19 protein-coding genes and 1 pseudogene are annotated in these 19,921 nt (G+C 57.6%); 8 read left to right on the plus strand and 12 right to left on the minus strand.

Translation table 11 applies throughout. The features are described 5' to 3' along the window. The 3 genes and pseudogenes from AC2FFE_RS06695 to AC2FFE_RS06705 form a co-directional block, all read right to left on the minus strand. Positions 1–87, minus strand: a pseudogene (locus AC2FFE_RS06695) ((2Fe-2S)-binding protein); the annotation flags it as partial. Positions 88–239: 152 nt separating this feature from the next. Further along, entirely contained in the window at positions 240–1,241 is a 1,002-nt protein-coding gene (locus AC2FFE_RS06700; protein WP_496817712.1) for a molybdopterin-binding protein, read from the minus strand. Next, positions 1,238–2,206 carry an XdhC family protein gene (locus AC2FFE_RS06705; protein WP_496817711.1) on the minus strand — a complete coding sequence of 323 codons (969 nt, stop codon included), beginning with the start codon at positions 2,204–2,206 and terminating at the stop codon, positions 1,238–1,240. Before AC2FFE_RS06705 ends, AC2FFE_RS06700 begins: the two co-directional genes overlap by 4 nt. 170 nt (positions 2,207–2,376) lie before the next feature. Here AC2FFE_RS06705 and AC2FFE_RS06710 point away from each other — a divergent pair, with 170 nt between their 5' ends. Further along, positions 2,377–2,877, plus strand: coding sequence for a hypothetical protein (locus tag AC2FFE_RS06710; protein ID WP_496817710.1), 501 nt, complete (start codon positions 2,377–2,379; stop codon positions 2,875–2,877). Between the two features lie 3 nt (positions 2,878–2,880). Here the strand turns inward: AC2FFE_RS06710 and AC2FFE_RS06715 are convergent, their stop codons facing one another. Beyond that, a complete protein-coding gene (locus AC2FFE_RS06715) occupies positions 2,881–4,137 on the minus strand; it encodes a vWA domain-containing protein (protein WP_496817708.1) in 1,257 nt (418 codons plus the stop codon). Between the two features lie 58 nt (positions 4,138–4,195). After that, positions 4,196–5,104: an AAA family ATPase gene (locus AC2FFE_RS06720; RefSeq protein WP_496846236.1), complete on the minus strand. Its 909-nt coding sequence runs from the start codon at positions 5,102–5,104 to the stop codon at positions 4,196–4,198. Positions 5,105–5,225: 121 nt separating this feature from the next. Here AC2FFE_RS06720 and pyrC point away from each other — a divergent pair, with 121 nt between their 5' ends. Continuing rightward, positions 5,226–6,263, plus strand: a complete 1,038-nt coding sequence (gene pyrC, locus AC2FFE_RS06725; protein ID WP_496846237.1) for a dihydroorotase — start codon at positions 5,226–5,228, stop codon at positions 6,261–6,263. Here the strand turns inward: pyrC and AC2FFE_RS06730 are convergent. Both AC2FFE_RS06730 and AC2FFE_RS06735 read right to left on the minus strand, forming a co-directional pair. Further along, positions 6,260–7,555 (minus strand): MmgE/PrpD family protein, encoded by a 1,296-nt coding sequence (locus tag AC2FFE_RS06730; protein WP_496846238.1) that lies wholly within the window; start codon positions 7,553–7,555, stop codon positions 6,260–6,262. The genes pyrC and AC2FFE_RS06730 overlap by 4 nt on opposite strands. A 38-nt stretch (positions 7,556–7,593) precedes the next feature. Continuing rightward, positions 7,594–8,040: a type II toxin-antitoxin system RatA family toxin gene (locus AC2FFE_RS06735; RefSeq protein ID WP_496817703.1), complete on the minus strand. Its 447-nt coding sequence runs from the start codon at positions 8,038–8,040 to the stop codon at positions 7,594–7,596. Positions 8,041–8,113: 73 nt separating this feature from the next. Here AC2FFE_RS06735 and hpt point away from each other — a divergent pair, with 73 nt between their 5' ends. After that, positions 8,114–8,659, plus strand: coding sequence for a hypoxanthine phosphoribosyltransferase (gene hpt, locus AC2FFE_RS06740; protein WP_480826952.1), 546 nt, complete (start codon positions 8,114–8,116; stop codon positions 8,657–8,659). 9 nt (positions 8,660–8,668) lie between these two features. Here the strand turns inward: hpt and AC2FFE_RS06745 are convergent, their stop codons facing one another. Further along, the gene (locus tag AC2FFE_RS06745) at positions 8,669–9,811 is read right to left on the minus strand and encodes an amidohydrolase (protein WP_496846239.1); all 1,143 of its coding nucleotides are present in this window, start codon (positions 9,809–9,811) and stop codon (positions 8,669–8,671) included. Next, the gene (gene lipA, locus AC2FFE_RS06750) at positions 9,808–10,758 is read right to left on the minus strand and encodes a lipoyl synthase (protein WP_480498046.1); all 951 of its coding nucleotides are present in this window, start codon (positions 10,756–10,758) and stop codon (positions 9,808–9,810) included. The genes AC2FFE_RS06745 and lipA overlap by 4 nt, the downstream gene beginning before the upstream one ends. Positions 10,759–11,022: 264 nt before the next feature. Between lipA and AC2FFE_RS06755 the strand changes: the two genes are divergently transcribed. Then, positions 11,023–11,571, plus strand: coding sequence for a peroxiredoxin (locus AC2FFE_RS06755; protein WP_496846240.1), 549 nt, complete (start codon positions 11,023–11,025; stop codon positions 11,569–11,571). A gap of 45 nt (positions 11,572–11,616) precedes the next feature. On the opposite strand, the gene AC2FFE_RS06760 is transcribed toward AC2FFE_RS06755, so the two are convergent. Together AC2FFE_RS06760 and AC2FFE_RS06765 are read right to left on the minus strand one after the other, a co-directional pair. Further along, positions 11,617–12,540, minus strand: a complete 924-nt coding sequence (locus AC2FFE_RS06760; protein WP_496846241.1) for a hydrogen peroxide-inducible genes activator — start codon at positions 12,538–12,540, stop codon at positions 11,617–11,619. A 50-nt stretch (positions 12,541–12,590) separates the two neighbouring features. Next, on the minus strand, positions 12,591–13,661 hold the full coding sequence (locus tag AC2FFE_RS06765) for a DUF6456 domain-containing protein (protein WP_496846242.1): 1,071 nt from the start codon (positions 13,659–13,661) through the stop codon (positions 12,591–12,593). 242 nt (positions 13,662–13,903) lie between these two features. Here AC2FFE_RS06765 and AC2FFE_RS06770 point away from each other — a divergent pair, with 242 nt between their 5' ends. After that, complete coding sequence (locus AC2FFE_RS06770; RefSeq protein WP_496846243.1) at positions 13,904–14,194, plus strand: DUF6477 family protein; 291 nt, start codon at positions 13,904–13,906, stop codon at positions 14,192–14,194. 9 nt (positions 14,195–14,203) lie between these two features. On the opposite strand, the gene AC2FFE_RS06775 is transcribed toward AC2FFE_RS06770, so the two are convergent. Continuing rightward, entirely contained in the window at positions 14,204–15,748 is a 1,545-nt protein-coding gene (locus tag AC2FFE_RS06775) for a trimethylamine methyltransferase family protein (RefSeq protein WP_496846244.1), read from the minus strand. A 242-nt stretch (positions 15,749–15,990) separates the two neighbouring features. Here AC2FFE_RS06775 and guaA point away from each other — a divergent pair, with 242 nt between their 5' ends. From guaA to AC2FFE_RS06790, 3 genes are all read left to right on the plus strand, one after another. Continuing rightward, entirely contained in the window at positions 15,991–17,550 is a 1,560-nt protein-coding gene (gene guaA / locus AC2FFE_RS06780; protein ID WP_496846245.1) for a glutamine-hydrolyzing GMP synthase, read from the plus strand. Positions 17,551–17,749: 199 nt separating this feature from the next. Continuing rightward, positions 17,750–18,802, plus strand: coding sequence for an SGNH/GDSL hydrolase family protein (locus AC2FFE_RS06785; RefSeq protein WP_496846246.1), 1,053 nt, complete (start codon positions 17,750–17,752; stop codon positions 18,800–18,802). Between the two features lie 98 nt (positions 18,803–18,900). After that, positions 18,901–19,806, plus strand: a complete 906-nt coding sequence (locus tag AC2FFE_RS06790) for a DMT family transporter (RefSeq protein WP_496817691.1) — start codon at positions 18,901–18,903, stop codon at positions 19,804–19,806. Positions 19,807–19,921: the final 115 nt, after the last annotated feature.

Here is a 19,921-nt window from a genome sequence, read left to right on the forward strand (position 1 = left end):
ATCGCGCAGAAAACCAGACAACAACGTCCGACCCTCAACCTCCCCGATCACAGCAGTACCGTTCACGGTCATCGAGACCTGTGTCATGAGTTCCTCCCGGTTTGATTGTTCTCCCTATGAACAAGTTAAGCACGGGAAATACTGTTTGAGAACAAAAAACTTGTCGCGTTTAACGCATCCCCTCTCGCCCAACAGTCACGGTTTAGTGCGGCAGGGCAAGCGATCAAAACACCAAAGCATCACAGTTTACGCTGCGCACGGGGTTGCGGCCGCGTCGGGATTTCCTTGAGCAATCCCCCCACCCCCATGGCAGCGATGTCGGCGCCGGTGGTTTCGATACCGCAGGCCACACGGGACAACACCCAATCGGCACCGTTCAGCGCCGGAGACCGCGCACAGCCCGGCAGCCCGATCACCGGGCGTTCGCCCAAAGCCCCCAGAAACAACAGGTTTCCCGGATCGACCGGCATACCGAACCGATCCACCACCCCTCCGGCCTCACGAATAGCTGATGGCGCCACATCATCCACATCCGATGTAGCCGAGGCGGTCAGGATCATCAGCAGATCACTTTGCATCTGGGAAATTGCCGTAGCAATCCGACCGGTATCATGGGGGACGATCTGCACATCGCTCAGCTCCATTCCCAACAACTCGACGCGGCCTTTTATGGCTGCAATGCCTTTCTCATTGGGCGGACCGCCGGGAATATCGGTCACGATCAGGCCTGCGGTTCGGTGGACCGGTGCAATCAGCCGAACTGCGCCTTGCGCAAAGCTTGCAGCGTATCGAACGTCAGCCTCGGGAACCGCATAGGAGATGATCTTGATCGTCGCGACCATACCCCCATCGCTCATCTGCTGGTGCTGAGGCACAGTGGCGACGGTGATCATCGGGTTGACCCGATTGAATTGTTCCAGCGCTTCGACATCTAGGATCACGATGCCCGGACCATCAGCCAAAAGGTTCACACGCCCGGTAAATGCTTCGGTGATCCGCAGATTGGCGGCTTCTGCATCTGGGACCAAAGCGTGCGCCAAAAGACCAGCCGCCTCGTCCTCATGGCAATCGTCGGGATCCAGTCGCGCGACGGTGACTTCGATCAACCCGGCTTGGGTCAGTTCCGCAATGTGATCAGCTGATAGGGTCAATCCCTTGCGCAGTTTGCGCCCGTTCGCTGATACTGAATGCGCAAGAATCGCTCCTTTAGCCTGATCAACGGGCATTGGGCCAAACTTCATGCCCTGCCCCGCAGAACAGCCGTCATCTGGGCCAGAATGGCCACTGCAATCTCTGATGGATCAGACGCCCCGATATCCAGACCGATAGGGCCATGGATCAGAGCGATCTGTGCGTCGGTGAACCCGGCGGCTTGCATCCGCGCGACCCGTTTCGCATGGGTCCGGGTCGAACCCAGCGCGCCGATATAGAACACATTCGCCTCAAGCGCGGCTTGCAGTGCCGGGTCATCCAGCTTCGGGTCATGGGTCAGCAACACGACGGCGGTACGCGTATCCAATCCCAGCTTGGCAACGGCCTCATCCGGCCAATCCGTGAGAATAGTCTCGCCAGGAAAGCGGGCGTCAGATGCGAAAGCCTCACGCGGGTCGACAATTGCGGGATCATATCCGGCGATCCGAGCCATCGGCACAAGCGCCTGCGCGATGTGAACCGCGCCGACGACGATCAGCCGAAGCGGCGGATTGTGGACGGCAACAAAGGTTTTGCCATCTTCTTCGAAACCCGACCGGTCCATGCGCAAACGGTCGGGATATTTGTTGCGCCGCAGGGACCGGTGGCCGCTGTCGATATTGACCTCATAGGCCAAGGGCTCGCGCGCTGCCCGTGCGGAGACCAGTTCGGCCAGCATGGGTTCGGGCAAAACCTCGCCCACCGGCTCGACCAGAACCCTGATGGTGCCGCCGCAAGCGAGACCGACGGCAAAGGCGTCCTCGTCGCTGACACCAAATTCCAATAGGCGTGCCTCACCCTCGTCGATAGCTTCCAATGCCTCGACAATCACAGCGCCTTCGACGCAGCCACCCGAGACAGAGCCTTCGATCCGGCCATCGCCACCGATGACCAACTGCGCTCCTATGCGACGCGGCGCACTGCCCCAGGTTTCAACGACAGTTGCAAGGGCCGCACCGCGCCCGCTGCGATACCAGTCCAGAGCTGTTTCAGGGCTGTTGTCGAATCTCTGCATCAGAGCCTCCTGCGGTGTATCGGTTCAACATAGTGAGCCATGATACAAAGAAAAGCGTAGGCGGGTTGCTGTGATATCAGATTGATCCTATCCCGCCCGGCTTCTAATCTGTCATCATGCTTGGAATCAAATCCGGCAGACCCCCAAAATTTCAGAACGGAGACACAGAATTGAAACGCATTCTTACACTCGGCGCCGCAATCGGCATGTTGGCTGCAACCACAGCCTCTGCGGATACATATGAACGCTATGGTGAGGTCGAGGGCTGGAAAGTCTTCATCGATAATGAGCGCAAATCCTGCCTGATCGAAGCCATTGATGACGCTGAAAATGTGGTCCAGATGGGACTGACCGAAGATCGCGGCGTTGGCTATGTTGGTGTGTTCACCAAGGCCAAGACAAACATCAAACGCGGCGAGAAAGAAGCCGTGGCAATCCTTCTGGGCGACAACCTGTATCTGGGCGAAGCCACGGGCATGAAGGGCAATATCACCAAGGGCTATTCCGGCGGGTATGTCCTGTCTGATGACCCTCAGTTCGCCGAAGACATCGCGAAGAAGCAGGTGATGATCGTGTTTCCTGAAAAGGAATTCGCCTTCACCGTCGATCTGACAGGCACGTACAAGGCCATGGAAATGGCGCGAGAGTGCAACGCGAAACAACTCGGCTAGACCCTAACCTGAAAGCGCGGACATAAGCCGCGCTTTCTCACCCCCATCATCGGGGTCCGAGATGACTTTGGCCAGATCTTCCAGCGACGCAATCGAATGCCCGGCGCGAAAACTATCAACATGAGGCAACATCGCGGCCACGCCCTGCGCCTTGGGCGCAAACCCATCCCAGCGCAGCAGTGGATTGAGCCAGATCAGGCGGCGCGCAGACAGGTGCAACCGTTCGGTTTCTTTTGCCAACGCTTCTGCGTCACCCCGATCCAGCCCGTCCGAGATCAGCAGAACTACTGCACCCTGCCCCATCACCCGGCGCGACCAGTCGCGGTTGAACGCGTGCAGGCACTCTCCGATCCGTGTGCCGCCTTCCCAATCCTGCGCCTCGCCCCCCGCCGCGGCCAGGGCGGCATCCACGTCACGTTGCTGCAGATGCCGGGTGATATTGGTGAGCCGCGTACCAAAGGTAAAGGCATGCACCTTGGCCCAACCAGCCCCTTTGGCATTCGAAACCGTGTGCAGGAAGTGCAGGATCAGGCGGGAGTACTGGCTCATTGACCCGGAAATGTCGCAAAGCACAACCAGATTGGGCCAGCGAGGCTTGGGTTTCTGGTGTGCAATATCTCGCAGCTCACCCCCCTGTCGCATGGCTGCACGCAAGGTTCTGGCGCGATCTATGCGATGACCCAAGAGGCTGGCTTGCCCTCGACGGCTTGCAATCGGTTTGACCGGAAGGCTAAGACGCGACAGAAGGCGTTTGGCCTGGGCAGTCTCGGCAGTGCTCATCTGTTCAAAATCCAGGCTGCGCAGGCGTTCTTCGGAGGACGCGGTTTGTGACGCATCAATGTCGAGCTCGGTTTCCCCTTCATCGCTGGCGCTTTCAGGCTGGTCGCGCTCAACCCCATCCAGCAACGCCTCTGCCGCCCGTTTTTCGGCAGCGTCCGCTTTGCGTTCTTCCTGCACTCCGCGAATGGCAGGCAGCATCATGGACATCATATGCTCCAGATATCGCGGGTCGCGCCAGTAGAGGCGAAAGACCTGCGCAAAAACGGTGCGATGTTCGGGCCGGTTCACAAAGCAGGCGTGCAGGGTCCAGTAGAAATCCTGCCTTTGGGTAAAACCGGCAGCCTGCACGGCGCGGATCGCATCCACCACCCGCCCGGTCCCGATCGGCAACCCCGCTTTGCGCAAGGCCCGCGCAAAATGCGTGATGTTTTGCGCCAGCTTCGGGTCTTCGGGGATATCGAGCGGGAGTTGTTCAGCCATTACCGTTGATGGGGGCTCTGCCCCCAAACCCCCGAGGTATTTTTGAACAGAAGAAGCATCAGGCGGGTTCGAGATCTGCTTTGGCTTCATCCAGAATGCGTTTCGCCTCGGATCCCTGCAGTTTCTGGATGTCATCCTGATATTTCAGGATCGCGCCCAGCGTGTCGCCGATCACCTCGGGGCTGAGGTTGATGACGTCCAGAGCCAACAGGCATTTGGCCCAGTCGATCGTCTCGGCCACGCCGGGTTTCTTGAACAGGTCTTCGGTGCGCAGACGCTGAACAAAGGCCACAACCTCGCGGCTAAGGGCCTCAGCGGCTTCGGGCGCGCGGGCGTGTAGAATTTCAATCTCACGATTGAAATCAGGGTAGTCGACCCAGTGATACAGACAACGGCGCTTCAGGGCGTCATGCACTTCTCGGGTGCGGTTCGAAGTAACGATGACGATGGGTGGTTCGGGAGCCTTGACGGTGCCGAGTTCGGGGATCGTGACCTGAAAATCGCTGAGTGCTTCGAGAAGGAAAGCCTCGAACGGCTCGTCGGTGCGATCCAACTCGTCGATCAGCAAAACCGGCGCGCCGTGTTCATCGGGGCGCATGGCTTGAAGAAGGGGCCGTTCGATCAGATACTCATCTGAGAACAGTTCGGTTTGCAGCGCGTTTCGATCTGCACCCCCGGCAGCCTCGGCCGTGCGGATCGCAACCATCTGCGCCGGGAAGTTCCATTCATAGACAGCCGAGGACGCATCCAGCCCCTCGTAACACTGCAGACGGATCAGGCGGCGGTTCAATCCGGCGGCCAGCGCCTTGGCAATCTCGGTCTTGCCGACCCCAGCTTCGCCTTCCAGAAACAGGGGGCGTCCCAGTTTTAGCGATAAGAACACCACAGTCGCCAAAGCACGTCCGCAGACATAACCCTGCTCTCCCAAAATGGTCTGAACCGCATCAATCGATTGCATCTTTGACATGGCATCCCTCCGTTCGACCAAAAGGTCACGCTCGGCGCCGGTCGTCAACCCGGCCTGATATGGTCCCTTAGTCGCATTCCAGCCTCTTTCACAGCGGCCCACGCTATGTTAGCCGAGCGTCATGACCGAGAGCATCACGATCCGCCGCCCCGACGACTGGCATTTGCATCTGCGCGATGGCGCGATGCTGAAAGCCGTCCTGCCCGAAACCGCGCGCCATTTTGAGCGTGCGATCATTATGCCCAACTTGGTGCCCCCGATTGTTACGGGCGCGCTGGCTGCCGCCTATCGGGATCGCATTCTGGCCGCGCTGCCCGACGGCATGAGTTTCGAGCCGCTGATGACCCTGTATCTGACCGAAGATACGGACCCGGACGATCTGGCCGCGGCCCATGCCAGCGGGTTGGTCAAGGCCGTGAAACTCTACCCGGCGGGCGCAACGACCAACTCGGCCTCGGGCGTGCGAGATTTCGACAAGGTTCGCCCGGTGCTGGAGAGAATGGCCGAGATCAGTCTGCCGCTGTGTGTACATGGCGAGGTCACAGACGCCGAGATCGACATCTTTGACCGTGAGGCGGTGTTCATCGACCGTGTGCTTGACCCAATCCGCAAGGCCACGCCGGGCCTGCGCGTGGTGATGGAGCACATCACAACCCGCGACGGCGTTCAATATGTCAAAGCCAATGACACTGATCTGGGCGCTACGATCACCGCGCATCACCTGATCATCAACCGCAATCACATTCTGGTGGGCGGGATCAAACCGCACTATTACTGCCTTCCGGTTGCCAAACGTGAGGAGCATCGGCTTGACCTGCTTAAAGCCGCGACCTCTGGTGATCCGCGGTATTTCCTGGGCACCGACAGTGCGCCGCATACGGACGACAACAAAGAAATGGCCTGTGGTTGTGCAGGGTGTTTCACCGCGACCAACACAATGTCACTGGTGGCTGAAATGTTCGACCGTGAAGGGGCCATGGACAAGTTGGAAGGGTTTGTCTCGCTGAACGGACCCGCCTTCTATGGCCTGCCGGTGAATGAAGGCACCATCACATTGGCCAAAGGCGACCCGGTCGACTATCCCGAAAAGATCGAAACTGAAGACGGCCCAGTTACGGTGTTCGATCCCGGCTTCCCGTTGCACTGGCGCGTGGTTTAACCCGCCAGTTTTGCAGCCAGATCGCGGGCGCGGCCTCCGGTGCGCAGCATCGACCAGATCGCGTCCGCCTCATCCGCGCCGATCAGCTTGGACGCTTTGGCGCGCACCCGGTCCTCGCGATCCGGCAGAGATATCGGGGTCATCAGGTCATGCGTTGCCTCAAGCCGCGCCCCATCACGGCGCAGCAGGGTCAGCCGGGTTTGCGTCTCGGACAAGGCCTCATCTGCTTCGACCACGATACGGTCCTGCAGCGATTTGACACGCGGGTCAGCGCAGACTTTCTGAGAGTAGCTTCCGGGCAGCGCGGTGTCATAGCCAAGCGCCTGCATGGCGATCACGGCACGGTAAGAAAACTTGGCTTCCAGCCCTGTGGTCGGCGACATCTGGTTACAGACGCTCATCCAACGCGGATGCGTTTTGACCTTGATCTCGGCTACTTCCGGTTCGGCAATATCCAGATTGCGTGCCGCCTCAAGCGCCGCGTGCAGTCCATGACAACAGGCGTGAAACTTGTGGCTGACCGATTCGAACACCCACTCATCTCCGAGCCCGTCCAGAGCTGCGGCGGCGTCGGCAGCCCCGTGATGGGTCGCGCCAAAGCCTAACGGGCCGTCCAATGCATCCGCGCTCGGCACAAACCCCTTGTGGATCAGAAGCGCAGCCTCGACACCCGAGGCAGAGGCCATCCCTGCATTATAGGGTTTTCCCATTGTCCCGAATTGCGCCTTAAGGCCCGCCGCGCGGGTCGCAGTCAGGCCCATTACCTGCCGCATCTGATCCGCGCTGAACCCCAGAATACGCCCGACGGCAACCGCGGCCCCGAAAGCCCCAGCTGTGGCCGTTTGATGAAACCCGGTCTGATAGTGACCACGGCCCAACCACAGCCCAATACGAATTGACGTTTCCATCCCAACTAGGGCTGCTTCGAGAAGATCGACCAGGATACGATCATCCCACTCAGACGCGGCCAACGCTGCAGGCAGGACCGCCACAGACGGATGGCCGATATGGGCAAAATGGGTGTCGTCATAATCCAGCGCATGGGACACCGTACCATTGACCAAAGCCGCAGTACGCAAGGGGGCGCCGCCGCCACCGAACAGATGCGCCTGCACTGCACCCGCCTCGTCCATAGCCATGTCCCGGACGATCGTCGCAACGGGCTCGTTAATACCAGCCCGGCCAACGGCGACCCAGTCCAGAACAGAAAGCGATGTGACGATCCGCGCCTGCGCGGTGGTCGTGATCGGGCCTGCGGCAAATGCAGCCAGTGTTGAGGTAAAATCTGACATAAGGCGCAGTCTAGCGTGCGCCAAGCGCGGGTAAAGCCTTAGCTGTAAAGCGCGGCGGCGCGCGCTTCGAAGGCGCGTACGATGCGCTGCATGGCTTCGTTAAAAACAACGCCGATGATGCCTTGCAGGATGGCGTTCTTGAACTCGAAATCCACGTGGAATGAGATATTGCACCCACCTTCGGGCGCGTCCTCGAACTGCCAATCGGATTTCATGTATTTGAACGGGCCATCCAGATATTCGGTATCTATCTTCTTTTGGTCCGGATACAGAGTCACCCGGCTGCCAAACCGTTCGCGGAACACTTTGAACGAGATGACCAGATCGGCCTCCATCACCTCGGCCTCACCCATAGCATAAGTTTTGCGAATACGGGCTGCTGCGCACCAGGGCAAAAACTGCGGATACTGGGCCACATCCGCGACCAGATCATACATCTGTTGCGCGGTGTATGGCAGGTGGCGCGTTTCCGAGTGAATAGGCATGGCATTCAGGCAATAAAAGGTGACATTGGCGCGTCATGTCGTATGTTGCGCGCCAAAGATCAAGGGGGCAGCGATGAGTGACCGCGCATATGTGATAGATGAGATGATCTCGGCCAAGGCCATCGCGGCGCGGATCGAAGAGCTATGTCGGGAAATCTCTGACGAATTTGGCGATACCGACAAGCTGGTTGTGGTCGGACTGTTGCGCGGTAGTTTCGTGTTCATCGCCGATCTGGTGCGCGAGCTGGACCTGCCGATCGAGGTGGATTTCCTTGAGGCCTCTTCCTATGGTGACGCGATGGAGAGCAGTCGGGAAGTCCGTATTCTCAAAGACTTGCGCGGTGCAATTGAAGGGCGTGATGTGCTGGTGGTCGAAGATATCGTCGATACGGGTCACACACTGAACCATGTCACCAAGTTGCTTCAAAGCCGCAAGCCCTCTCGATTGAAGTCCATTGCGTTGCTCGACAAACCCAGTCGCCGCGAAGTGGATTTCCGGTCAGACTGGATTGGCTTTGAAATTCCGGATGAATTCGTCGTGGGCTATGGGATCGATTACGCTCAGCGCAATCGAAACTTGCCGTTTATCGGCAAGGTTCGGTTTACCGAAGGCGAGTAAGTTGCGGGTTCAGCCCAGAATCTGACGGATCGCATTCAGGAAGATACCCGTTCCGACCGGAATCAAGGCATCCGGGAAATCGTAGTCTGGATTGTGGAGTTGCGGGTGATCGCGCCCCGCCCCAAGCCAGTACATCGCCGTTTTCGCACCTTTGCCAAACTGTCCGAAATCTTCGGAAAATCGTTGCGGTTGGTCGGTCAAGTCACAGGTAACGTTTTGTGCCGCGCATGCATGGGATAAAATATCGACGGCTTCCGCGTGATTGGTGCAAGCCTCAAAGACATCTTCGTAAGTGATCGAGGCGCTAAGCCCTTCGGAGCGCGCGATCTTTTGCACCAGCGCTTCGGCGTCTGATACCAGTTTACCCATGCGTTGATCAGATACCGTGCGCAACGTCACCCACAATTCGGCTTGCCCTGGGGCAACGCCAAAGGTTTGCTCTCCCAAACGCGCATGGGTGATGGTCGTGAGCGCGTAGTCCGTGCTCAGGTCGCCACCCGTACCAAGACCCGTGAGCTTGGGAATCAGGGCCGATACCGCACCTGCCGGGGACACCCCATCCTGAGGCGCTGCGGCATGCGAGGTTTTGCCCGTCAACCCAATTCGCATCCCACGCGAGGCGCAATTGGCGGGCCCTTTGCACAGCTGGACAGCACCCAACGCAAGCCCAGGCAAATTGTGCAACGAAAACACATAGTCAGGTGCGATTTTTGCAAAACGCGGATCAGCGCGAAAGGCTTCGGCACCCTGCCCTGTTTCTTCCGCGGGTTGAAAAATCAGGACAACACGTCCGCGCAGTGGGCGTTTCTGTTGCAAGGCCAACGCTACGCCCAGGACCATTATCATATGCCCGTCATGGCCACAGAGGTGCCCGTTACCCGGCACTTGCGAACGATATGGCAGATCCGAAAGCTCCTGTATCGGCAACCCATCCAACTCACACCGGATCGCAACGCAAGGACCTGTCTGGTCGCCATCGAAGACAGCGGCAACGCCATGTCCCCCGAGCCCCGTTAGCACCGTGTCCGCGCCCGCATGCCGTAGCTCACCTACCATCCGCGCGGCCGTGGCCTGTTCCTGTCCGGACAGTTCGGGCTGTTGGTGCAGTTCGTGGCGCAGCTGTGTGAGCCGCGCCAAATCGTCGGGCGTCACGCTTGCCCCAGCTTCTCTTGCCGGGCGGCGCGCAGGCGGGCGAAATCATCACCGGCATGGTAGGAAGACCGAGTCAGCGGTGTAGCCGAAACCATCAGGAATCCCTTGCCATAGGCCGCCTTTTCATAGGATTCGAACTCTTCGGGTGTCACGAAACGATCCACCGCGTGATGTTTAGGCGTCGGCTGTAGATACTGCCCAATGGTCAGGAAATCGATATCGGCTGCGCGCATGTCATCCATAACCTGGGCAACCTGTTGCTTATCTTCGCCTAACCCAACCATGATGCCGGATTTGGTAAAAATCGACGGGTCCAGTTCTTTGACCCGCTGCAACAGACGCAGAGAATGGAAATACCGCGCACCGGGGCGTACCTCGGGATAGAGACCCGGAACGGTTTCCAGATTGTGGTTGAACACATCCGGTTTCGATTCCACCACAGTCTCCAGAACTTCCGGATCACATTTCAGGAAGTCCGGCGTCAGAATTTCGATGGTCGTCTTGGGCGAGCGATGACGCACCGCGCGAATGGTCTGTGCGAAATGATCGGCACCGCCATCCTTCAGATCATCCCGATCCACAGAGGTGATCACCACGTGGTTCAGACCCAATTTCTCAACCGCATGCGCCACACGGCCCGGTTCGAACACGTCCAGCGCGTCGGGACGGCCGGTGGCGATGTTGCAGAAGGTGCAGCCCCGGGTACAAATCTCACCCATGATCATCATGGTGGCGTGGCCCTGAGACCAGCATTCGCCCACATTGGGGCATCCAGCCTCTTCGCAGACGGTGACCAGATTGTTTTCGCGCATGATCCGATGGGTTTCAGCATAGCCTTTACCACCGGGCGCCTTCACACGAATCCATTTGGGTTTTTTCGGCTGCGCGTTATCCGGACGGTGGGCTTTTTCCGGGTGACGTTGTTCTGGAATCTTCAGATCTCGCACGGGCCGCTTTCCTAGCATTGGGTCAACTTTGTGTACCTTTAGCATAGTGCAGTGAAGCCGGTTACGCCAGCGCTGCATAGCCGCTATGCATGTGCATTGCGCAAACGCAGAATACGGTGAAAGTAAACGCAGATTTGAGCTAAGTATTCGCTTTTTAGGGAAGGAGTTAGCGACAATTCGCAAGCGCAGCATTTCTGTGATTGAAGGCTCGGGGCAACTGTTTTAATCCCGGGCCAATTCAATTTGAATCACAGGAGATCCAGCATGAAATCCGGCGCAAAATTGCCTGATGTCACCTTTCACACCCGCGTCCGGGATGAGGCCATCGAAGGCCCCAACCCCTATCGTTGGCAGGATGTCACCACAGCGGATTACTTCGCTGGCAAGCGGGTTATCCTGTTCTCGCTGCCCGGTGCGTTCACGCCGACCTGCTCGACCTACCAACTGCCAGGTTTCGAGAAGGGCTACGGCGATTTCATCGCCAAGGGCGTCGATGCCATCTACTGCATGTCGGTCAACGACAGCTTTGTGATGAACAAATGGGCACAGGATCAGGGGCTGGAAAACGTCACGGTCATCCCCGACGGGTCAGGTGAATTCACCCGCAAGATGGGCATGCTGGTCGACAAAGACAATCTTGGCTTTGGCATGCGGTCCTGGCGCTATGCGGCCATCATCAGTGACGGTGTGGTCGAAGCCTGGTTCGAAGAACCCGGCCTGATGGATAACTGCCCCGAAGACCCGTATGGCGTTTCCTCGCCCGAGAACCTGATGAAACATCTGGAACAAGCGGCAGAGCCCGAGCTGGCCTAAGCCAACCCCATCAATGACAATCTGGCCCGCCTCTTGGCGGGCCTTTTATGTTCGGGTGGCCGTCACGATCTGGTCACCCACATCGCGGATCACCTGTTCCAGCCTTTCGGCCCAATCGGCCTTGCCACTTGATGCACGATGGATCAGCCCCACGGTGCGTGCAGGCTGAGGGCTGCCGAACCGCAACAGTCGCAGGCCCGGAACGGCTTCGGATTCCGCACGGGCCGCAAGTTCAGGCATAAGGGTCAAGCCAAACCCCTCGGCCACCAACCGCGACAACGTCGCCAGGGATGAAGCCCCCATATTAATCTGCCCGCTGCCCCGGTCCTGGCCACAGACCTCAAGCGCCTGATCGGTCAGGCAATGCCCGTCTTCCAGCAGCATCAATTGGGCCGATTGCAGATCAAGCGGGCGCAGCATATCCGGGCTGGCCGATACCTTTTCAAGACGTGCAGCACTGCCTGCCAAGAGGAACTGATCCTGAAACAGAGGTGTTTCCCGGAACTCGGTACCACCAACTGGCAAGGCCAGCACAGCCGCATCAATCTCGCCTGCACGCAGCAAGGCCAACAGACGCTCGGTTCTGGCCTCACGTATCTGCACCCGCAGCGAAACATCGCCCGAACGCAGACCGGCCAGAACGCCAGGCAAAAGATAAGGTGCAATCGTCGGGATGATACCAATGGACAGGGATCTGTGACCGCCTGAATGATCACGGGTAAACTGATCCAGCCGATCGGCAGCGCCAAGGATCAGGCGCGCGCGCTCCAGCACATCGCGCCCCAATGGCGTCAGCAGAATATCGCGGGCCTGTCTTTCAAACAGGACACCGCCCATAGTCTCTTCCAGCGCCTTGATCTGAACCGATAACGCGGGTTGGGACACATTGCAGACCTGAGCAGCACGACCAAAGTTTCGCTGTTCGGCGACAGCCTGAAAATACTGCAATTGTCTGAGGGTAAAACTCATAACCCTTGCTTATCAAAACCAGGCGATTTCGCAAGGGTTGTATATGACAATCATCCGATCATCTGATCCCGGTCTGTCTGATCTTCGTAGTGGCGTTTCAAGCGTTGCAAGGCGATGCGCAAAACGATCTTGCCGGAGCGAGCAGACCAACCCATTCGCTTCTCTGCCGTTTCCAATCCTTCAAGGTAACAGCAACAGCGCAGCGCCACGTCGCTCAACCCCGGCCCCAGATCCGACAACGCCCACGCAACTCGATCCCGCGCATCCGAAGACCCGCGCCCGCCATGCGATTTACTGTCAAAACTGCCCCGGCCACCACCCGTCAGGAACCGATCCCAGTTCTGCGCGACCTGAGGCCCAATCTGCGCCAGTTCGAAATCCTCGCGCAGGCGTTCTCCGGCGCTGACAAGGGTTTCGTCCAGAAACGGCTTGCCATCGCGATCCCGGCGACGCGCCAGCGCGACCAGCGGGCTTTCTGCCGCACAATAGCGAATCCGCCGCGCCCGATCGTTCTGAGTTGTTGTGGTTTTGGCCTGAAACGGCATCTGAGCCTCGGCCATTCCAAATTCATTCTTGGCGCGGGCCTTGTTTTCCGCCTCGGCCACCAGACGGTTCAGCGCCGCGCGCCCTGATGCCGAGATCCGGTAACGCGAGATGCGACCGGGATTGTCGCAGCTGATCCAATCCTGCAACGCAAGCGCCTGTGCAATCTTGCAATCAACAACAGCCGTTCGGGTTGCCGCAGCATCGCCCGTATCCCGAACCACAACCGCCTTATCCATATCCTCGGCCACAGCAAGAACCGATCCGGTTTCACACAGGCGACGCAGGATCCGCATCGCTTCCTGATCAAAATTCTCTGCGTCATCAGACCCTTGACCGGCCCGGTGGTCATCCGAGATTGAGAAATGCGTTTCGGCCAGCGATTGCAGCGCGGCATCCACAAGCGGGTCATCCCGGCGCATTTCAATGCGTCGGATTTGTCGCAGAATAGTTGATGCATGGCATCCCTCGGATCGTGCGATATCTCGTATCGATCGACCGGTCTCGGTATGAGCAAGGTATCTCTGCGCCCCTTCGGGCACCCAAGCCGGAATGGTGAAAGCCATGTAGTTTTCCATATTCATTTGCCCTCGTCGACAAAACAGACTGCCACTTTTCGCCCGCGGAATTTGAGTTAACCAAATCTAACTAGAGGTGCTTTCGTTACTCGTTCGTTAACCCCAACGGTCGCGAACCAGATTTGATTCAAAAAGATAAACAGTCGTGAAACCATCGTTCGGAGGGAGCCCAACACAAGCAACACCCGCTTAGGTTGTGTGACAAACAGGCCAAATCAAAACCGCGTAAAGGAACACGGAAGATGCAGGACCTGATGACCATGATCACAACCCTCCGCCGCCCACGACTGCTGACACGGGCCGCGAAACTTGGGGTGCAGGATTACAATCGGGACAGGCATTTGCAGCGCATTCTGGGCTATGGATCGCTGCCCGGCACAGGCGCGGCGCTTATGCGGTTGATGGATCTTGAGCGAGAGGTAAACGCGCAGCGAAAAGAAGAAGATGCCGCCTATTCGCTGGTGCGGCATCTGGATCTTCTGATCGCGCTGTTGGGTGAGGCGCAGCTGTATCAGGCCAGCCGCGCCTCGTAGTTGGAGTATTCAGATGAAAGCATCCGGCATGGATGCTTTCTTTTCCGCAACAAATGCTTCAATGGCAGCAGTCTTGTCCGGATCCAACTGCGGCTGCTGATAGTTTGCCAGCAAGTGATCGACCCGCGCGGTTGCCAAAGCGCGCGTATCACGTGCGCCTTCTTCTTGCCAGGTCTCGAACGGCTTGTAGTCCAGCATTTCGGTTTTCCAGAACGCGTCTTTGAAATTGGCCTGCGTATGTGCGCATCCAAGATAGTGACCGCCCGGACCAACCTCGCGGATCGCGTCCATGGCTTGGGCGTTTTCATCATAGGTCACGCCTTTGGCCAACCCGTGCAGGACGCCCAATTGATCCGCATCCATGACGAATTTCTCAAAATCAGCCACCAGACCACCTTCAAGCCAGCCGCAGGCGTGCAGCATGAAGTTCACACCCGACATCAGACCCATGTTCAATGAGTTGGCCGTTTCGTAAGCAGCCTGTGCATCGGGCAGTTTCGACCCGCAGAACGAACCGGCCGAACGGTATGGCAAGTTGAGACGCCGCGCCAACTGGCCCGCACCATAGGTGATGTGCGAAGCTTCTGGCGTTCCGAATGTTGGTGCACCGGAATTCATATCAATGGATGTGACCATGGCACCAAAGATCGCAGGCGCGCCGGGGCGAATGATCTGGCTATAAGCTACACCCGCCAAAACCTCGGCCAGAACCTGTGTCAGTGTTCCTGCAACCGAAACCGGCGCCATCGCACCGCCGACGATGAACGGAGAGATGATGCAGGCCTGATTGTTCCGTGCGTAGACTTCCAGCGCCCCCATCATCACATCATCGAACGTCATCGGAGAGTTGATGTTGGTCAGCGACGTCATGACCGTATTTTCCTGCACGAACTGCTTGCCGAACAGAATCTCGCACATCTCAACCGAATCCTGCGCCCGGCTGGGATCGGTGACCGAGCCCATAAACGGCTTGTCCGACAAGGTCATATGCGCCTTGAGCATATCCAGATGCCGCTTGTTCACCGGAATATCCGTCGGCTCGCACACCGTGCCGCCCGAATGGTGCAGCCACTTGGACATATAGGCCAGTTTCACGAACTTGTTGAAGTCATCCATGATCGCATAGCGGCGGCCACCCTGGGCATCCCGCACAAATGGCGGGCCATAGACCGGGGCCAGAACCAGATTGCGTCCACCAATCACCACCGATTTCTCGGGGTTGCGGGCGTGTTGGGTGAACTCGCTGGGGGCAGTTTTGATCAGCTCCCGTGCCAACCCGCGCGGGATGCGCACACGTTCGCCATCGATATCCGCACCTGCATCGCGCCAGCGTTCCAGCGCGGCCGGATTGTCCACGAAGTTGACGCCAATCTCTTCCAGCACGGTTTCCGCGTTGTGTTCGATGATCTCCAACGCTTCTTCGTTGAGGATCTCGAAATTCGGAATGTTGCGTTCGATATACTTCGCGGTTTCGATACGAACTGCGGTACGCTCGGCCCGGCGGGCAGCGCCACCGCCACCTCTCGCCCTGCGCCGGGTGTTTGCCTCTGCCATGAGAAAATCCCGTCTGATGTGTTTAGATTGACCGTTGTGTTACAGGATTGAGCACCCGCAAGCATATGGATTACGGCGCTCTGGGGGGAAAAGCGACATTGAGGCCATGTCCCAACTGGATGACGCTCCGCTCCGCCGCTGATCGGGCGCTATCGGGCGCCTCTGCCCGCTCAAATTCCGGTTTTGTATCAAATGGCGTCATAGCGCTTGCACATACAAGGCTTGCGACCTAATAGCCGGATATGACCCAAAACACCCATGACCGCCTTCTCATCATCGACTTCGGCAGCCAGGTGACGCAGCTGATTGCACGCCGCCTGCGCGAGCTGAATGTCTATTGCGAAATCCACCCTTATCAGAATGTCACGATGGACGTTGTGCGCAAAATGGCCCCGCGCGCCGTGATTTTCTCGGGTGGTCCCGACAGTGTGACGCGCGATGGATCACCCCGTGCCCCGCAAGAGATTTTCGAATATGGCGTTCCAATTCTGGGCATCTGCTATGGCCAGCAGGTGATGATGCATCAGCTGGGCGGCAAGGTCGAAAGCGGCCACGGTACAGCCGAATTCGGCCGCGCCTTTGTCACCCCCAATGGACAACTGGACATCCTGGACGGCTGGTTTGCCGACGGGGATGAACAGGTCTGGATGAGCCACGGCGACCATGTCAGCGAAATCGCCCCGGGGTTTGAGGTCTATGGCACATCGCCCAACGCACCTTTCGCGATCACAGGCGATCCCAATCGCCATTTCTATGCGGTCCAGTTCCACCCCGAAGTGCATCACACCCCCAAGGGCGCAAAACTCTACGAAAATTTCGTAAAACTGGCCGGCTTCAAGGGCGACTGGACCATGGGGGCCTATCGCGAGGAAATGATCCGCAAGATCCGTGAACAGGTTGGCGACAAAAAGGTCATCTGCGGCTTGTCCGGCGGCGTCGACAGCTCAGTCGCGGCGATTCTGATCCACGAAGCCATCGGCGATCAGCTAACCTGTGTGTTCGTCGACCACGGTTTGCTGCGCAAGAACGAGGCCGAAGAAGTCGTCGGCATGTTCCGCGACAATTACAATATTCAGTTGATCCACGCCGACGAATCCGAACTGTTTCTGGGCGAGTTGGACGGTCAGTCCGATCCGGAAACCAAGCGCAAGATCATCGGAAAGCTGTTCATCGACGTGTTCCAGAAACATGCCGATACCATCGACGGGGCCGAATTCCTGGCGCAGGGAACTCTGTATCCGGATGTGATCGAATCCGTTTCCTTCTCAGGCGGCCCGTCGGTGACGATCAAATCGCATCATAATGTGGGCGGTCTTCCTGAAAAGATGGGCCTGAAACTGGTTGAACCCTTGCGTGAGCTGTTCAAGGATGAGGTCCGCGCCTTGGGTCGCGAACTGGGTCTGCCCGCCAGCTTTATTGGCCGCCACCCCTTTCCCGGCCCCGGCCTGGCGATCCGCTGCCCGGGTGAGATCACTCGCGAAAAGCTGGAGATCCTGCGCGAGGCCGACGCCATCTACATCGACCAGATCCGCAAACACGGGCTCTACGATGATATCTGGCAGGCCTTTGTTGCCATTCTTCCCGTGCGCACCGTTGGCGTCATGGGCGATGGCCGGACCTATGACTACGCCTGCGCGCTGCGCGCGGTCACCTCAGTCGACGGCATGACAGCGGATTACTATCCGTTCAGCCATGAGTTCCTGGGCGAAACCGCCACGCGGATCATCAACGAAGTGAAGGGTATTAACCGCTGCACCTATGATATCACATCGAAACCGCCTGGAACGATCGAGTGGGAGTGATCCCGGACTCAACGAACGGGAAATCTCACTGAAAACCCCTTTGCAAGTACGGGCAATCTACCCTCCTGAGCGCTGTTTCTTGCGCTCAGGATTGGCTTGCAATCCATTTCCTGATCACTCACCTTATGCGCGGCCTGTCAAGTGTGTATGACCCGGCCAGTTGATGGTTTGTTAGTTTGTCCCGCCCAAGGGTTTGTTTATGGCACTGATCCGAAATAGTTTTTTCATTCTTTTCATGACTATTGTCACTCTGATCGCGCTGGAAGTGATCCTGTTTGCCGCGTTTTCGATCCGTGGCATGGTCAGTGGAAATGAAACCCCCAAAACCTCTGAAAATCCCAATCAGGATGAAGAGACCCGGCAGTTCCAAAACGACGCTCAGAGCTTTCAGGGCTATCCCTATAAGGCTTTTGTGGGATGGCAATCGCCCCAAATCTCAAGCGAGACGCTGAATATCGATGAAAATCTGCGGCGTATCACCGTCAATTCGAATCCGCCAACAGACCGCAAGGTGCATTTCTTCGGCGGCTCCACCATGTGGGGGCACAGTGTTTCCGACAAGAATACAATCCCATCTCATTTCAGCAATTTAACGGGAAAAACGGCGATCAACTACGGGGAACAAGCCTATAATTCGCGCCAAAGCCTCAACAGACTTCTCAACACCCTGGACAGCATCCAACCCGGCGACAGCGTGGTGTTTTTTGATGGCGTAAATGACGTCTATCACAACTGCCTCAGCCTGAACTCGCCCGACGGGCATCCGCGCGAAGGGTTTATTAAGGAAAAGCTGAGTGGGAAGTCCAGCGGCATCTGGGGGCTGGTATCATCGACCTCGACCTACCGGTTGGCCCGCCGGATCAGTGAAAAGCTGGGCTCGGGCGATAACAACCAGCGCTTTGCCGATCTGAACCAATGTGATGATCCGGCCTATGCCGAGCGTGTCGCCGATTTCCTCGTCAGCAGCTGGGCTGCAACCGAAGCCATCGTCAATTCACGGGGGGCACGTTTTTCCTGTGTCTTGCAACCAAACCCGTATACCCTGCCCGACCGTCCGTTCAGCCACAACGAAACCTACGCCACGCAGATCCAACAAGTGTACCCGCTGATCCGTGAGAAGGCGCAAGAGCTTGACTGTTTTCAGGATTATTCAGGCATCCTGCAGCAGGATTTCTATATCGATCATTGCTGCCACGTAAACGCACAGGGAAACCTGGAAATCGCCCGGCGTTTTGCAAAGGACCTCAACTAATCCAGCCCTTTCTTACTGCACGGAAAGATTCAGAGTGCCAGAGCGGAAAAAATCCGGTTAGGTCCAGTTGCAAAGCCAAAAATTGCGAAGGACACCGGGTGGATAAGGGCTCAATTCAAATCGGCAAGGCAGCCCTGTGGATGACCGGGGCCATTCTGTCATTCTCGTCAATGGCCGTAGCGGGGCGAGAGCTGAGCCTGCATCACGACACGTTTGAAATCATGATGTATCGCAGCTTTGTGGGCATCGTGGTGGTCGCCCTGGTGCTGAGTGTAACCGGCAAATGGCATCAGGTCACAACCCAGCGACTGGGCCTTCATGCGGTGCGCAATGTGCTGCATTTCACCGGGCAAAATCTGTGGTTCTACGCAGTCGGAGTGATTCCCCTGGCGCAGGTCTTTGCGCTGGAATTCACCCAACCGATCTGGGTAATCCTTCTGTCGCCTCTGTTGTTGAAAGAACGTCTGACTCCACTCAAGATGCTGGCCGCCCTCATCGGCTTCGCCGGTATCCTGATCGTCGCGCGCCCCGGCGCGGCACCGTTGAGCCCAGGGCTGATAACCGCCGCGACATCTGCAATTTTCTTCGCATTTACAACGATTACCACGAAGAAGTTGACGCGCTTTTCCAGTATCGGTTGCATCATGTTCTGGCTGGCGGTGATGCAAGCCGCACTCGGCGCGGCAGCGGCCGGTCTGGATGGTCAGATCGCCCTGCCAAACGCGCAAACCCTACCATTTCTGGTTTTGGTCGGATTGGCCGGATTGCTGGCACATTTCTGCATTACCAATGCCTTATCCATCGCACCCGCAACTGTGGTCGTACCGTTTGACTTTGCCCGCCTGCCCACAATTGCGGTGGTGGGCATGCTGTTGTACCATGAGCCAATTGATCACTGGACCATGCTGGGCGCCGCGGTGATATTTTCGGGCATATTTCTGAACGTTTGGTCTGAAAATCGTAACAGTTTAGCAACAGTCCATAAACCTAGTTGCAATAAGTAACGCTCCGTCACCCGTTGACCTTAGACTAACCGAAAAGAAACTATCGGGCATTATTCAACGGGTCAGAGTCAAACACACTCAGTTTCACTTAATCAGGCTCGCATCGAAAACAAGG

Source organism: Ruegeria sp. YTSA168, assembly GCF_059610045.1.